A 15,872-nucleotide genomic window follows, 5' to 3' on the forward strand; every position below is an offset into this window, starting at 1 on the left:
TTATTTCTGGAGAATTTCTTGCAGCAGTTGGGATTAATTGAAAAGACAGTTACAGGTCTGGGCTATGAGCTCGTTGATGTCGAACGTGCCGAGCGCGGAATGCTGCGCGTCTTTATTGATTTCAGCGCCGCCGATGCCGCTGAAAAAGGTCCGATCACGGTCGAAGACTGTGCCACGGTGAGTCACCAGTTATCGCATGTGTTGACGGTAGAGAACGTTCCTTACGAGCGTCTCGAGATTTCTTCCCCGGGTCTCGATCGTCCGGTGCGCAAGCTGGAAGACTTTGTCCGTTTCGCAGGTCAGGAAATCATCGTCAAGCTGAATGTGGCGATGCCGGGTACGAACAACCGGAAATCGTTCCAGGGGATCTTGCAAGAACCCGTGGGCGATAAATTGTCGTTGGAATTTGAAGGTAAGGATGGTCCGGCGATGTTGGAGTTTACGCTCGCGGATGTGGATAAGGCACGCTTGGTGCCGCAGGTGGTTTTTAAGGGACGCAAAGCATGAGCCGCGAAGTTTTATTATTGGTTGACGCGCTGGCGCGCGAAAAAAACGTCGATAAAGATGTCGTCTTCGGCGCCCTCGAATTCGCGTTGGCGCAAGCCACGAAGAAACGGTATGAGGGTGAGGTAGACATCCGCGTTTCGATCGACCGCGAAACGGGCGAATTCGAATCGTTCCGCCGCTGGCACGTGGTGCCTGATGAAGCGGGCCTGCAATTGCCGGATCAGGAGATCCTGCATTTCGAAGCAAAAGAACAGATTTCCGATATCGAAGTCGATGACCACATCGAAGAGCCGATCGAATCCGTTGAATTCGGCCGCCGTTTCGCCCAGGATACCAAACAGGTCGTCCTGCAGCGCGTGCGTGACGCCGAACGTGAACAGATCCTGGTCGACTTCCTGGAACGTGGCGATTCGCTCGTCACCGGCACCATCAAGCGCATGGAACGCGGCGACGCCATCGTCGAATCGGGCAAGATCGAAGCGCGTCTGCCACGCGACCAGATGATCCCGAAAGAAAATCTGCGTATCGGCGACCGTGTGCGTGCTTTCATCTTGCGCATCGACCGCAATATGCGCGGCCCGCAAGTGATCCTGTCGCGTACCGCGCCAGAATTCATCATGAAGCTGTTCGAACTGGAAGTGCCGGAAATCGAGCAAGGCATGCTGGAAATTAAATCCGCAGCCCGCGATGCCGGCGTCCGCGCCAAGATCGCCGTCTACACGGCCGACAAGCGCATCGACCCGATCGGTACCTGCGTCGGCATGCGCGGTTCGCGCGTGCAGGCTGTCACCGGCGAACTCGGTGGCGAACGTGTCGACATCGTGCTGTGGTCGGAAGATCCGGCGCAGTTCGTCATCGGCGCCCTGGCGCCGGCGAACGTGTCGTCGATCATGGTCGATGAAGAAAAACACGCGATGGATGTCGTCGTGGACGAAGAAAACCTGGCAATCGCGATCGGCCGTTCCGGCCAGAACGTGCGCCTGGCCTCGGACCTGACCGGCTGGAAGATCAACATCATGACGGCCGAAGAATCGGCTGACAAAGCTGCCCAGGAAACGGCTGCCGTGCGCATCCTGTTCATGGAAAAGCTCGATGTCGACCAGGAAGTGGCCGATATTCTGGTAGAAGAAGGTTTCGCCAGTCTGGAAGAAATCGCTTACGTGCCAATTTCCGAAATGCTGGAAATCGAATCGTTTGACGAAGATACCGTCAATGAACTCCGTACCCGTGCGCGTGATGCGCTCGTGACCGAAGCGATTGCTTCGGAAGAGGGTCTGGAAGGCATGGACGAGGCGTTGGTGGGTCTGGAAGGCATGGACCGCATTACCGCCGGCAAGCTGGGTCTGGCTGGTATCAAGACCGTTGAAGCATTTGCAGCACTGGCATACGACGAATTTGGCGCAATCCTGGCCTTGTCTGCGGACCGTGCGCGTGAACTGATTACAAGTGAATTTAAAGATGTGACCGACGATGAGATGAAGTTGGTTGACTCGAAATATGACGATCGTGCCAAGGCGTTGCAAGCCAAGGCATGGAGTCTGGCCGAATCCGCAAAGGCTTAATTTGAGTATCTTTATCATCTCCGCGACACATAGAAAAGAGGACTGAATGGCGAGTAACAACGTAGCCCAATTTGCCACCGAACTGAAGATGCCTGCAGATTTGCTGCTGACGCAGCTGCGTTCTGCCGGCGTCGAGAAAAGTTCGACGTCAGATCCATTGTCGAAAGATGATAAGGACAAGCTTTTGGATCATCTGCGCCGCACACACGGCGCAGCGGCTGACACAGAAAAGAAAAAAATCACCGTGACCCGCAAGGAAACGACTGAAATCAAGCAAGCTGACGCCACCGGCAAGTCGCGCACGATCCAGGTGGAAGTGCGCAAGAAACGCACTTTCGTCCAGCGTGACGAAGCTGCGCCGGTCGCAGCAGAACCGATCGCGCCTGCCGTACCGGTGATCGATCCCGCCGACGTGGCGCGCCGTGAAGAAGATGCCCGTAAACAGGCTGAACTGATCGCCCGCCAGGAAGCTGATCTGCGCGAAAAGCAAGAACGTCTGGCCAAGCTCGACGCGGAAAAAGAAGCCCAGGCGAAAGCCACGCAACAGGCTGAATTGGCTGCGAAGAAAGAAGCTGACGCGGAAGCGAAGAAAGCGGCTGCCAAGGCTGCTGCTGCGCCTGTTGCCAGCGCCGCTGCGCCTGTCGTTGACGACGCCGCTGCCGAAGCGAAAAAAGCTGCTGCCGCTGAAGAAGCGAAGAAGAAAGCTGCCGCCGCTGCTGTTGCCGCCAAGGAAGCCGCTGACAAAGCGGAAGCCACGGACCGTGCACGCAAGGCTGTTGCCGACGAAGTTGCCCAGATCAAGGCCATGATGAACGCGCCACGCCGCGCCATCAAGGCACCTGAACCCGTACCGGTTCCGGTCAAGCCGAAGGCGCCGGAAGGCACCCTGCACAAGCCTGCTGACAAGAAACCTGGCGACAAGCCGGGCGACAAGAAGCCTGCTGTTGCAGACAAGAAATCCATCAAGTCGGCGAATGTGTCGTCCACCTGGTCCGATGACGCGAAAAAACGCGGCACCACCGGTGGTCCGAAGCCACGCGGCAATAGCGGCCCAGGCGGCCGTGACAGCTGGCGCGGTGGCGCGAAGGGCCGTCGCCCGACGCACCATGACGACCGTGAATCGAACTTCCAGGCGCCTACGGAAGCCGTCGTCAAAGACGTGCACGTACCGGAAACGATTACCGTGGCCGAATTGGCACACAAAATGTCCGTCAAGGCATCCGAAGTCATCAAGCATTTGATGAAATTGGGCCAGATGTGCACGATCAACCAGGTGCTGGACCAGGAAACCGCCATGATTCTGGTGGAAGAAATGGGCCACAAGGCGTTCGCCGCCGAGCAGGATGATCCGGAAGCGTTGCTGGCCGATGTGGGCGAACACGCGCACTTCGAGTCGAAGCCGCGCGCACCGGTGGTCACCGTCATGGGTCACGTCGACCACGGCAAGACCTCGCTGCTCGATTACATCCGTCGCGCCAAGGTTGCCTCCGGCGAAGCGGGCGGCATTACGCAGCATATCGGCGCTTACCACGTCAATACGCCACGCGGCATGATCACCTTCCTCGACACCCCGGGCCACGAAGCGTTTACCGCCATGCGTGCCCGTGGCGCCAAGGCTACCGACATCGTGATTCTGGTGGTTGCCGCCGACGATGGCGTGATGCCGCAAACGAAAGAAGCGATTGCCCATGCGAAAGCAGCCGGCGTACCGCTGGTGGTGGCGATCAATAAAGTCGACAAACCGGGTGGCAACGTGGACCGCGTGACGCAGGAACTGGTCGCCGAGCAAGTCGTGCCGGAAGAATACGGTGGCGAATCGCCATTCGTGCCGGTGTCGGCCAAAACGGGCCAGGGTATCGACGATCTGCTGGAACAAGTGCTGTTGCAAGCCGAAGTGCTGGAACTGACGGCACCGGTCGATGCGCCTGCGCGCGGCCTGGTTGTCGAGGCGCGTCTGGACAAGGGCCGTGGTCCTGTTGCGACGATCCTGGTGCAGTCCGGTACCTTGAAACGCGGCGACGTGATTCTGGCTGGCTCTTCGTATGGCCGTGTTCGCGCCATGCTGGATGAGAACGGCAAGTCCATCGCTGAAGCCGGTCCTTCGATTCCGGTCGAAATCCAGGGCTTGACGGAAGTGCCGGTTGCCGGTGAAGAAGTCGTCGTCATGGCGGACGAGCGCAAGGCGCGTGAAATCGGTCTGTTCCGTCAAGGTAAGTTCCGCGACGTGAAACTGGCCAAGCAGCAAGCTGCGAAACTGGAAAACATGTTCGACCAGATGGCTGAAGGCGAAGTGAAAAACTTGCCACTGATCATCAAAACCGACGTGCAAGGTTCGCAAGAAGCGCTGGTTGGTTCGTTGCAGAAACTGTCGACCTCCGAAGTGCGCGTACAAGTTGTTCACGCGGCAGTCGGCGGCATCACGGAATCGGACGTCAACCTGGCCGTCGCCTCGAAAGCGGTCATCATCGGCTTTAACGCCCGTGCTGATGCCCAGGCACGCAAGCTGGCCGAGTCGAATGGCGTGGACATTCGCTACTACAACATCATTTACGATGCGATCGACGAGATCCGTTCGGCGTTGTCGGGCATGTTGGCACCAGAGAAACGCGAAACCGTCATCGGCCAGGTCGAGATCCGCCAGGTTATCCTGGTCTCGAAAGTGGGCGCGATTGCCGGTTGCCTGGTCACCGATGGCGTGGTCAAGCGTGCTTCTTCCGTCCGCCTGTTGCGCAACAACATCGTGGTGTGGAGCGGCGAGATCGACTCCCTGAAACGCTTCAAGGACGATGCGAAAGAAGTTCGCGCCGGTCTGGAGTGCGGCCTGTCGCTGCGCAACTACAACGACATTCAGGTTGGCGACACCCTGGAAGTGTTCGAAGTCCAGGAAATCGCTCGTACCCTGTAATCACAGCAGTATTGGCGCGGACATAGTGATGTCCGCGCAAACACGTGGGGCGCATTGGTCAACGGGCAACCGTTTGACTCATGCGCCCTGCGGCACTTAGGACAGCATAAAATCATGGCTAAACATAGCAAAACCATGCCAGCGCGCGGCTTGCGCGTGGCCGACCAGATCCAGCGCGATCTGGCTGAAATCGTCGCCTACGAATTGAAAGACCCGCGCGTGGGCACGATGATCACCATCACCGAAGTGCAGATCACGCCCGATTACGCGCATGCCAAGGTGTTTTTCACGATGTTGAAAGACAGCAAGGAAGCCATCAAGAACACCACCGAAGGCTTGATGGCCGCGTCGGGCTTCATCCGTGGCTTGCTGGGCAAGCGCCTGCACATCCATACCCTGCCGATGCTGCATTTCGTGCATGACAGCTCGACGTCGCGCGGCATGGAAATGTCCTTGCTGATCGATAAGGCCAACGCCACGCGCGCGGCCGACGCCGAGCCGGACGAAAAGCCTGCAGACAAAGCGGACGAGCAATAACAGTGGCAGGTCCGAAGAAACCACCGGGCATCAAGCGGGTGCGCGACCTGGTCGACGGCGTCTTGCTGCTCGATAAGCCCGTGGGCTGGTCCAGCAACGATGCCCTGATCAAGGCCAAGCGCGTGCTGAATGCCAAAAAAGCGGGCCATACGGGCACGCTGGACCCGTTCGCCACGGGCTTGCTGCCGCTGTGCTTTGGCGAGGCCACGAAGTTCTCGCAGGACTTGCTGGAAGCCGATAAAACCTACGAAACCCTGGTGCACCTGGGGCAGACGACGGATACGGGCGATACCGAGGGCGCAGTGCTGGAAACGCGCGACGTCAACGTCACCGAAGAGCAGATCGAAGCCGTGCTGGCGCAGTTCCGCGGGCCGATTTTGCAGACGCCGCCCATGTACTCGGCCTTGAAAAGGGACGGCAAGCCCTTATATGAGTATGCAAGGGCCGGCATCACCCTGGAGCGCGAAGCGCGCCCGGTGACCATCCACAAGCTCGAGTTCCTCGGCTACGCAGCCCCGTTCCTGAAATTGTCCGTGATGTGCAGCAAGGGCACGTATATCCGCGTGCTGGGCGAAGACATCGGCCATGCCCTCGGTTGCGGCGGCCATCTGAACGCCTTGCGCCGCACGCAGGTGGGCAGCCTGACGTTGGACGGCGTCGTCACCCTGGACGAGCTGACGGCGCATGCAGCGCCGCTGAGCTTGCTGGCGCCCGTCGATGCATTATTGTCGAGTTTCCCCGCCGTCCAGCTGACCGAAGAATTGGCCAAGCGTTTCCTGCACGGCCAGCGCATCGCACTGGGCAAGGAAGAGGTCGCCGTACCAGCCGAACCGGGCAGGGTGCGCGTGTATCACGACAGCAAGCTGCTGGGCACGGGCCAGTTGCAGGAATACAGCATCCTGGCGCCGGAGCGTCTCATTGCCACGGCGCATCAATAAGCCCAGAGTAAATACCGGGGTCGGACCCTCAGGGTCCGACCCCAGCTTTATTCAGGGTGGCCATAAGTCATCTTAACGTCACATTACCCAGCGACACTCGTTAAACAGTGTCGCTTTTTTAAACAAATCGTCCCCGACTGCGGGAGCCGCCAGCATTTTTAGATAGCGTTGCAACGCAACATGCTATACTACGCGGTTCCGGAAATAGATTAGCATTCGGGTATCTCGTACACCTTGTACGCACTCCGCAGTTTTTCAGTAACTACTACGACCATGTCAAATACAAAACGCGCAATTCGTAATATCGCCATTATCGCCCACGTTGACCACGGCAAAACCACGCTGGTGGATCAGCTGCTGCGCCAATCCGGCACCTTCCGTGAAAACCAAGCGGTCGACACCCGAGTCATGGACTCGAACGACCTGGAAAAGGAGCGCGGCATTACGATTCTGTCGAAGAACTGCGCTGTTGAGTACGAAGGCACCCACATCAACATCGTCGACACCCCAGGCCACGCCGACTTCGGCGGCGAAGTGGAACGTGTTCTGTCGATGGTCGACTCGGTTCTGCTGCTGATCGATGCACAAGAAGGCCCGATGCCGCAAACCCGTTTCGTCACGCGCAAAGCGCTGGCACTGGGTCTGAAGCCTATCGTCATCGTCAACAAGATCGACCGTCCAGGCGCACGTCCGGACTGGGCCATCAACCAGACGTTCGAACTGTTCGACAAACTGGGCGCTACCGACGAGCAACTGGATTTCCCTATCATTTACGCTTCGGGCCTGAACGGCTATGCCGGCCTGACCGAAGACGTACGCAGCGGCGACATGAAGCCGATGTTCGATGCGATCCTGCAACACGTGCCTGTCCGTGATGACAATCCGGAAGGCCCGCTGCAAATGCAAATCACCTCGCTCGACTACTCGTCGTACGTCGGCAAGATCGGCATTGGCCGCGTCAACCGCGGTACCGTCAAGGTCGGCCAGGACGTGCTGGTCATCAACGGTCCAGGCGCCACGCCGATCAAAGGCCGCATCAACCAGGTGCTGAACTTCAAGGGCCTGGAGCGCGTGCTGGTAGACGAAGCCGTTGCCGGCGACATCTGCCTGATCAACGGTATCGACGAAATCGGCATCGGTTCGACCCTGTGCGCACTGGACACCCCGGAAGCGCTGCCGATGCTGACCGTCGACGAGCCAACCCTGACCATGAACTTCATGGTCAACAACTCGCCACTGGCTGGCCGCGAAGGCAAGTTCGTGACCTCGCGTCAATTGCGTGACCGTCTGGACCGCGAACTGAAAGCCAACGTTGCTCTGCGCGTAGCGCCGACCGACGACGACACGATCTTTGAAGTATCGGGCCGTGGTGAATTGCACCTGACGATTCTGCTCGAAAACATGCGTCGCGAAGGCTTCGAGCTGGCCGTATCGCGTCCGCGCGTGGTCTACAAAATGGTCGATGGCGTGCGCCACGAGCCGTTTGAAAACCTGTCGGTCGACGTGGAAGAAGTCAACCAGGGCGGCGTCATGGAAGAGCTGGGCCGTCGTCGTGGCGACCTGCAAAACATGGAATCGGATGGCAAGGGCCGCGTGCGTCTCGAGTATCTGATCCCGGCGCGTGGCCTGATCGGCTTCCAGGGCGAATTCATGACCCTGACCCGCGGCACCGGCTTGATGAGCCACGTATTCAACGAATACGCGCCAGTCGACAACACCCGTGGCGAAATGGCTGGCCGTCGTAACGGCGTGCTGATCTCGCAAGATGACGGCGCCGCTGTTGCCTACGCCCTGTGGAAACTGCAAGATCGCGGCCGCATGTTCGTGGTCCACAACGATCCAGTGTACGAAGGCATGATCATCGGTATTCACTCGCGTGACAACGATCTGGTCGTCAACCCGATCAAGGGCAAGCAGCTGACCAACGTGCGTTCGTCGGGTACCGATGAAGCAGTTCGCCTGGTACCACCAGTGCAAATGTCGCTGGAATACGCGGTGGAATTCATCGCCGACGACGAACTGGTGGAAATCACGCCTAAATCGATCCGTCTGCGCAAGCGCTTCCTGAAAGAAAACGAGCGTAAGCGCGCCGGCCGCGACGCGTAATTGTTGTAGTGGTGCGGCGCTGCGTCGCCGCGCCAACCAGACCCGCTGTGCTTGCATAACCTTGCGGTGATGCGACACAGCGGGTTTGCCGTTCTGGATTCCCTTTTTTGTAGCGAGCGTATTGTGACTGTCCCAACCCTGCCTTCCCGCCGCCTGTCCGTTGCCCCCATGATGGACTGGAGCGACCGCCATTGCCGCAAGTTCCACCGCGAAATCACGCGCCACACCTGGCTCTACACCGAGATGGTGACGACGGGCGCGCTGGTGTACGGCGACGTGGAACGCCATTTGCGCTTCAACGAGGAAGAGCACCCGGTGGCGCTGCAGCTGGGGGGCAGCGACCCGAAGGATCTGGCCACCAGCGCCAGGCTGGGCCAGCAGTGGGGCTATGACGAAATCAACCTCAATTGCGGCTGCCCGTCCGAGCGCGTTCAGAAAGGCGCGTTTGGCGCCTGCCTGATGGCCGAGCCGCAACTGGTGGCCGACTGCGTGAAAGCCATGCGCGACGTGGTCGATATCGACGTCACGGTGAAGCACCGCATCGGCATCGATGACAGCGAGTCGTATGACTTCGTGCGCGATTTCGTCGGCACCGTGGCCGATGCCGGCTGCAAGACGTTTATCGTGCATGCGCGCAATGCCATCCTGAAAGGCTTGAGCCCGAAGGAAAACCGCGAAGTGCCGCCCCTCAAGTATGACTATGCCTACCGCTTGAAGCGCGATTTTCCGCAGTTCGAGTTCATTATCAATGGCGGCATCAAGACCCTGGACGAGATCGACCTGCATCTGCAGCACCTCGATGGCGTCATGCTGGGCCGCGAGGCGTATCACAACCCGTACGTGATGGCGCAGTTCGACCAGCGCTACTACGGCGACGACACGCCCGTGAAAACGCGCGAACAGGTGCTCGAAGCGATGATTCCGTATATCAGTGCGCAGCTGGAAAAGGAAGCGGGGCGGCTGAAGCTCAACAGCATCACGCGCCACATGCTGGGCCTGATGCAAAACCTGCCCGGCGCGCGCGGTTTCCGCCAGACCCTGTCCGACTCGAAGAAGCTGGCCTCGGGCGACCCGCGTTTGCTGCTGGAAGCGGCCGCGCGCCTGTCGCTGCCTGCCTGATGCGCGGCGACGTCCACGCCCATGCACAGCAGTTGCATGGCTACCTGCAGGCCGTCACAGCATTGAAGGATGATGGCAGCCTGTTTCTGTGCGAGTATCTGGGGCCCGTCGCGCCGCAGGCGTCGCTCGACGCGCTGTGCCGCACGCTGAAGCTGCAGCCGGACGGCATGCGCCTGCAGCCGATCGAGAGCATGGTATGTAGCGGGGCCTTGTGCACGCCGCGCCAGTGGCTGCTCGATCGCTTGTTGCCGATGAGCGAGGCGGACCGCGAGCCGCTCGACGCGCGTCTGTTCGACGGTTTCGAGCGCGAACTGGCCGAACTGCTGGGCAGCGAGCCGCACTGGTATCAACTGGTATCATCGGGTCAGGGCAGCCTGGCCAGTCAATTGGGCGCCATCTGGAGCGTCTTTGTCTTTGGCACAGAGTGTCACGCCTATGTGATGCGTTGCAGCTGGGACCGCTAATCCAACTTGTCTATACCGGTGCCCTTGCGCACTGGTATTGTCCGCACTACCCCCTCCTCTGAGTACCTCTCCAAAAACGATGCAATATGGCTACGCCATGTGTTGTAAATGCGCTGTTTCGGCGCACGCCCGCACTGTCGTGGGGCATTTCTATGGGGCAAGAAACGGCGTTGTTGCCATTTCCCCGAAGAAAGTTAATCAGGCATTTATTCAGGTACTTATTGCTTGCTTTGAGGCAAAATTTACACCTATAATTGATTATAGACAAATATTTCTCATGTGAATTTTTGATGTTGATTTCATATTAACGGTGTCAACAATTCAGCCTGTGGAACAAATTTGCATTCGCAGTCACTGGCATTTTCAGGGCTGTTGTAGACCAGGAAGTACCCCAGGCTGCGTGCGGCCGGATACCGCCAGCATACCAATGGGTAAGGGCGGATACCGGTGTCTCGCGGCCTTCGTCTTGTCGTGCCGGGCAAAAATTCTTATCAATAGTTTCATTTACGAAGAGCCGAAATGAATTTAGCAAAAATGAAGGTTGGTACCCGCCTGGGCCTGGGATTCGCCCTGGTACTGGTTCTGCTGGTGGCCGTGACCGTCCTCGGCATCGCGCGCATGGCGCAAATCCAGGAACGTCTCGATCACGTGATCAATGTCAACAATGTCGTCACCCGCCTGGTGATCGACATGCGTGGCAACGTCAGCGACCGCATCACCTCGCTGCGCATCCTTACCCTGATGACCGACGCGAGCGATATGGAGCCGGAAATGGCGCGTATCAAGACGCAGACCAGCACCTATCAGGAAACGCAGAAAAAGCTCGAAGAGAAATTCGCCATCGAGTCGACTGCCGAAGAAAAAACCTTGCTCGCTTCGATCAAGGAATACGAGGCGGCAGCCATGCCGGCCATCGCCAAGGCGTCGGCACTGTGGATGGCCAACGATGCGGAAGGCGCCACGCGTGTGATGATCAAGGAGATCCGCCCGGTACAGAAAAAATGGATCGATGCGCTGGAGCAACTGGCTACCCTGGAAGACAAGTTGAACGAGCAGATGCAATCGGATGCCCGCAAGGCGTTTGACAGCGCGCGCCTGTTCATGATCATCCTCGGCGTACTGGCCGTGGCGATGGGCGTGGCGGCGGCACTGGTGATTACCCGCGGCCTGCTCAAGCAGCTCGGCGGCGAACCCGACTACACGGCCTCGATTGCCGGCAGCATCGCCAAGGGCGACCTGTCGATCGGCATCCATACGCAAAGCTCGGACAATTCCAGCCTGCTGGCGGAAATGAAAGAGATGCGCAACAGCCTGGTCGGCATCGTCGGCCAGGTACGCGTCGGCACGGAAACCATCGGCACGGCGTCGCGCGAGATCGCCGCCGGCAATATCGACCTGTCGTCGCGCACGGAAATGCAGGCCAGCGCGCTGGAAAAAACGGCATCGGCCATGGAAGAGCTGACCTCGACCGTGAAACAGAATGCGGACAATGCGCGTGAAGCCAACAAGCTGGCCGCCACCGCCTCGGACGTGGCCCTGAAGGGCGGCTCCGTGGTGTCGCAAGTGGTTGACACCATGAGCTCGATCAATGAATCGGCGAAGAAAATTGTCGACATCATCGGCGTCATCGATGGCATCGCCTTCCAGACCAACATCCTGGCGCTGAACGCGGCCGTGGAAGCGGCGCGTGCCGGCGAGCAAGGCCGCGGCTTTGCCGTGGTGGCCTCGGAAGTGCGCAACCTGGCCCAGCGCTCCGCTGGCGCTGCGAAAGAAATCAAGATCCTCATCGACGATTCGGCCGAGAAGACGGAACGCGGCACGCGCCTGGTCGGTCAGGCTGGCGTGACGATGGGCGAAGTGGTCGACAGCGTGCGCCGCGTTACCGACATCATGAGCGAGATCGCCAGTGCCAGCCAGGAGCAAAGCGCCGGCATCGAACAGGTCAGCCTGTCGATCATCGAGATGGATGGCATGACGCAGCAAAATGCGGCCCTGGTGGAACAGGCGGCCGCTGCGGCGCAAAGCTTGCAAGACCAGGCGGCCGAACTGGCCCATGTGGTCAGCATCTTCAAACTGGTCGAAGGCGAAGAGAAGCCGGCAGCGTATGTGCCGGCACCCGTGGCCGCCGCACCAGTGGCCGCGCGCAAGCCGGCGCCGGCATTGCGTCCGGTGAAGTCGCTGACCCGCAAGACGGAAGCGGCCGCTCCCGCAGCGGCTCCTGCGCCACGCAAGGCGGCAGGCGCCGGCAGCAATGACGAGTGGGAAGAGTTTTAAGCGCGACCAACAGCGCTCAGGAAGTTGTAATTACCGTATCTGATAATCATGGGGAAGCACATGTTTGAGAATAAGCGTTTGATGAGTGTTGCAGCAGCCTTGCTGGTGTCCGTTTCTTCCGCCGCCTTCGCGGCCGAGGTGCCGGCGTCGTTCGATGCCAAGAACTGCAAGGCCGACTATCCAAAAGCCTCGCTGATGAACGAAGAGCAGGGCACCGTGTCGATGTCCTTCCTGGTCAATGCCGATGGCAGCGTTGCCGATTCGAAACTCGACAAGAGCAGCGGCTTCAAGAATCTGGACAAGGCCGCCATCAAGGCCCTGACCGCATGCAAGTTCAAGCCGGGCACCAAGGATGGCGCCGCAGCGCAAACCTGGACCAAGGTCGATTACGCCTGGAAGCTGGACTGATCCACCTGTCGCCGGGAGCGCGTCTCCCGGCATGGCCGACTCCGCTACGGGCGGCGCCTGCAACGGCGCCGCCCGTTCTGTTATGTGCGCCAGCCAACGGCACCGTCGCTGCCGATTCTGTTACCCTCGAAACATACCTTCGGGACATCCCATCACAAGAGGCTTACCATGCAGCGCATCCTGACACTTTCCTCCCTGGCCGCCAGCGGCTTGCTGCTTTCCGCTTGCGCATCGCTGGGCACGCCTGCGGGCTTGCAGGCGGGGCAGACCGTGGCCGTCGTGAATAGCCTGAGCTGGGACAATCCCCTGACGGGCAAGCGCGATGGCGTGCGCACCAGCTGGCCCATCAAGAATGGCAAGATTGCCCCTGAGTATTTCCCGCTGGCGCAATTGAAGCAATGCGATGCGGACGGCAAGCCTTGCGCCTGGGGCGTGATGCGGGCGCAGCGCGGCGCGCCCACGCTGGCCTATGTGGATGGCGGGGTCGACCTGGCCGTGAGCGTATCGATCGACGTGGCGCGGCGCCAGGATGCGCGCCAGGGCGAGACGCAAACGGCGATGGCGATTCCGCAGGATGTGGCCGCGCTGGCGGGCAAGCAGTGCGTGCAGCCCAGCTGGAAATTGAAGTATGGCAAGGTCGAGCAAGTCGAACTCGATTACGGCGTGCGCTACCAGGTGTGCGTGCAGCGCTACGATGCCGCTGGCAAGGCCATCGACACCTGCGCGATTCCGTTTATTTGAGGAAACCTGGCGCCTGGCCCGCTTGTGTCCGCTTTGCCACATTGCATGTTGCGGCGTGCGTCGGCGTGTAACAATCGGTAAAAGCGCAGCAAAGCCCGGCGTAATTTCTTATAGTACTGGTAGTACACATTAGGAGAATTGCGATGAAAACCCTGTTGGCAGTAATCTCGCTGGCCGCCTTGGGTGGCTGCGCCGTGGCGCCCCCCGGTCCCGCGTATTACGGTTCGCGTGCGCCGCAGGGGGCCTACAATCCCTATGAATGGCATACGGTCTCGTCCGAGCCGGTGCAGTCCGGCCGCGTGATGAGCGCACCGCGCGTGGAATACACGAATGAGCCCGTCTACGTGCAGCAGCAACCTGTGTACGTGCAGCAACCTGTGTATGTGCCGGCGCCCGTGTACGCGCCACAACCGTATTATTACAATCCACCCGTATCGATCGGGCTGGACTTCATGTTTGGTTTTGGACGCCACGGTGGACACCGTGGCGGCTGGGGCGGGCATGGCCGCTACCACGGTCGCCGCTAATCTGTTGTGCTTGCATGCAGGACAAAGCCGGACAAGCGTTGCTTGCCCGGCTTTGTCATTTTACTAGTGGAAATAAACCGAACCCTGGTGCAGTATGTCCGCCGAGCACAGGATATACATCGCCGCCGCTGCCAGACCTATTTGCAAGGCGCCAAAGCTGATCGGGATGAGGCGGGACATGTCGTACTCCTGAGTGGTGGGGAATGTGTGGTCAGGCTTTCATCATAGGATGAGTTGATGCCTTTGGGCATCGGATGAATGTCCGCCACCTTGTAGGACAAGACCTCGTGCGTGAGGCCCCGCCTCGCTCTCCCGCCTGAGGATTACTTATCGGTTTTTCCAGCGCACCACGGGCTCTTCCGGCGCCGTCTCCGGCACGTTCGAGATCGCCAGCCAGTGCGTCAGGCGTTCCGGATGCTTGAGATTGATGCCCATGCCATCGATGATGCCGACCTGTTCCAGCATGCGCGCATCGATCTTCGCCTTCGACACGGTGGGCGCGCCCATGACCATGCGGTCATACGCCTTGCGCGCCTTGTGTTCCCACTTGTGCAGATTGCTTTCGTCGAAGCGGTTCGCTTCGAAATACACGGTCAGGGTGCCATCGAGGTTGCCGAAGCCGACGATGCCTGCGCCCTTGCGGATGGTGGTGGTGTTGTCGAGGTCAAATTCCGCGGTGGGCACGAAAATGCCGGCGCGGCCATCGATGTCGGGACGTCCCACGGGCGTATCCTTGCCGTAGGAGCTGGTTTCGGTAATAGGTTTCTCTGCAGACATGGTGCGTGTGTGGTGGCCGTACCGGGAGCGCAATCGGGCCCGGCAGCGCCAGTCATCCTGTTCAAAAAATGCGTGCTGATAATCAGGGCGGGGTAGGGGCCCTGGCGGTGCGATGCTTGGCATTGCTTGATGCCCCGCTATTGTAGCGCCAATTTAATTCTTCCTTGCAACATTTCCTGAGGTAATGCACCCGTTTGCCCATGAAAAAGCCGCCCGGCCGAGTGGCGGAGCGGCTGTTGCGCAACGACCCTGGATTCAGGCGGCAGTCTTGCGGCGTGCCATGAAACCCAGCAAGCCCAGGCCCAGCAGCATCATGGCATAGCTTTCCGGTTCCGGCACGGCAGTCATCACCGAGACATTGTCCAGGTAGGAGCCATAGGTCGGTGCGGAGACCGGGCCGATCGATTCGAAGCGCAGCAGGGTGGACGAGCCGAGCGCGGACACGTTCTGGCTGTAGGTTTGCCACACGCCGCCCGTGTTGCCGATCAGGGCCGTTGGCGTGAGCAGGGTGGAACCCCAGTAGACATTCATCAGGCTGCTCGCGCCGCCTGGCGTATCCGGGCGGCCCGAATAGGCAAACGACAGCGAATACGTGCCGCCAGCCGTGGTGGCGATCGATTGCGATACGGACGTCTGGCGCGCGGCGTTGAGTTCCAGGTATTGCTTGCCGGCGGCGGCGACGGGGTTGAAGCCGACCAGGCCGCCTTGCGTGGCGCCTTTCTGGATTTCAAAGGCCGAGTTGCCACTGGCTGACGAGGTCCAGCCTGTCACGCTGCTGAGCGTAGCGAAGGATGAGGAGATGACATTGTTTTCAAAACTGCCATTGACCACCAGTTCGGTCGCGGCGTTGGCTGTGCCAGCGGTGGCCAGGGTGGCCAATGCGGCAATCTTCAGGAGGGTGGCTGGCATTGTCATGGTGTTCCAATTTAGTTAATTATAGGATAATTTGATTTCTGAAATGACATTTAAATGATATCACCAAAACTCACACCAAACACCAGGTCCGA

At 59.5% G+C, this 15,872-nt stretch carries 14 protein-coding genes; 12 read left to right on the top strand and 2 right to left on the bottom strand.

Features of this window, described 5'->3' with window-relative positions:
• The first annotated feature begins 18 nt into the window (after window positions 1-18).
• The 12 genes from rimP to C8C92_RS06825 all read left to right on the top strand — a co-directional run bounded on the left by rimP (window position 19) and on the right by C8C92_RS06825 (window position 14,088).
• A complete protein-coding gene (gene rimP / locus C8C92_RS06770) occupies window positions 19-507 on the top strand; it encodes a ribosome maturation factor RimP (RefSeq protein ID WP_071079329.1) in 489 nt (162 codons plus the stop codon).
• Window positions 504-2,069, top strand: a complete 1,566-nt coding sequence (gene nusA / locus C8C92_RS06775) for a transcription termination factor NusA (protein ID WP_034782529.1) — start codon at window positions 504-506, stop codon at window positions 2,067-2,069. The genes rimP and nusA overlap by 4 nt, the downstream gene beginning before the upstream one ends.
• A gap of 46 nt (window positions 2,070-2,115) precedes the next feature.
• Window positions 2,116-4,974 carry a translation initiation factor IF-2 gene (infB, locus tag C8C92_RS06780; protein WP_116743330.1) on the top strand — a complete coding sequence of 953 codons (2,859 nt, stop codon included), beginning with the start codon at window positions 2,116-2,118 and terminating at the stop codon, window positions 4,972-4,974.
• Window positions 4,975-5,088: 114 nt separating this feature from the next.
• Window positions 5,089-5,511, top strand: coding sequence for a 30S ribosome-binding factor RbfA (gene rbfA / locus C8C92_RS06785; RefSeq protein WP_034782531.1), 423 nt, complete (start codon window positions 5,089-5,091; stop codon window positions 5,509-5,511).
• A gap of 2 nt (window positions 5,512-5,513) precedes the next feature.
• Entirely contained in the window at window positions 5,514-6,449 is a 936-nt protein-coding gene (gene truB / locus C8C92_RS06790; RefSeq protein WP_116743331.1) for a tRNA pseudouridine(55) synthase TruB, read from the top strand.
• Window positions 6,450-6,722: 273 nt separating this feature from the next.
• Window positions 6,723-8,555 carry a translational GTPase TypA gene (gene typA, locus C8C92_RS06795; protein WP_116743332.1) on the top strand — a complete coding sequence of 611 codons (1,833 nt, stop codon included), beginning with the start codon at window positions 6,723-6,725 and terminating at the stop codon, window positions 8,553-8,555.
• 123 nt (window positions 8,556-8,678) lie between these two features.
• Window positions 8,679-9,674, top strand: coding sequence for a tRNA dihydrouridine(20/20a) synthase DusA (gene dusA / locus C8C92_RS06800; RefSeq protein WP_277922161.1), 996 nt, complete (start codon window positions 8,679-8,681; stop codon window positions 9,672-9,674).
• Complete coding sequence (locus C8C92_RS06805; RefSeq protein ID WP_099760441.1) at window positions 9,674-10,138, top strand: hypothetical protein; 465 nt, start codon at window positions 9,674-9,676, stop codon at window positions 10,136-10,138. Before dusA ends, C8C92_RS06805 begins: the two co-directional genes overlap by 1 nt.
• A 519-nt stretch (window positions 10,139-10,657) precedes the next feature.
• Window positions 10,658-12,412, top strand: coding sequence for a methyl-accepting chemotaxis protein (locus C8C92_RS06810; RefSeq protein ID WP_243420131.1), 1,755 nt, complete (start codon window positions 10,658-10,660; stop codon window positions 12,410-12,412).
• A 60-nt stretch (window positions 12,413-12,472) separates the two neighbouring features.
• Entirely contained in the window at window positions 12,473-12,820 is a 348-nt protein-coding gene (locus tag C8C92_RS06815; protein WP_071079328.1) for an energy transducer TonB, read from the top strand.
• Window positions 12,821-12,988: 168 nt separating this feature from the next.
• Window positions 12,989-13,561, top strand: coding sequence for a hypothetical protein (locus tag C8C92_RS06820; protein WP_116743334.1), 573 nt, complete (start codon window positions 12,989-12,991; stop codon window positions 13,559-13,561).
• 143 nt (window positions 13,562-13,704) lie between these two features.
• Window positions 13,705-14,088: a hypothetical protein gene (locus C8C92_RS06825; RefSeq protein ID WP_099760438.1), complete on the top strand. Its 384-nt coding sequence runs from the start codon at window positions 13,705-13,707 to the stop codon at window positions 14,086-14,088.
• A 327-nt stretch (window positions 14,089-14,415) separates the two neighbouring features.
• Here C8C92_RS06825 and C8C92_RS06830 read toward each other — a convergent pair whose 3' ends face one another.
• Together C8C92_RS06830 and C8C92_RS06835 are read right to left on the bottom strand one after the other, a co-directional pair.
• Window positions 14,416-14,865 carry a hypothetical protein gene (locus tag C8C92_RS06830; RefSeq protein ID WP_116743335.1) on the bottom strand — a complete coding sequence of 150 codons (450 nt, stop codon included), beginning with the start codon at window positions 14,863-14,865 and terminating at the stop codon, window positions 14,416-14,418.
• A gap of 255 nt (window positions 14,866-15,120) precedes the next feature.
• Window positions 15,121-15,780 carry an FxDxF family PEP-CTERM protein gene (locus tag C8C92_RS06835; RefSeq protein ID WP_116745865.1) on the bottom strand — a complete coding sequence of 220 codons (660 nt, stop codon included), beginning with the start codon at window positions 15,778-15,780 and terminating at the stop codon, window positions 15,121-15,123.
• Between the last annotated feature and the right edge of the window lie 92 nt (window positions 15,781-15,872).

It is taken from the genome of Janthinobacterium sp. 78 (genome assembly GCF_003096775.1).
GTDB lineage: Bacteria > Pseudomonadota > Gammaproteobacteria > Burkholderiales > Burkholderiaceae_D > Janthinobacterium > Janthinobacterium tructae.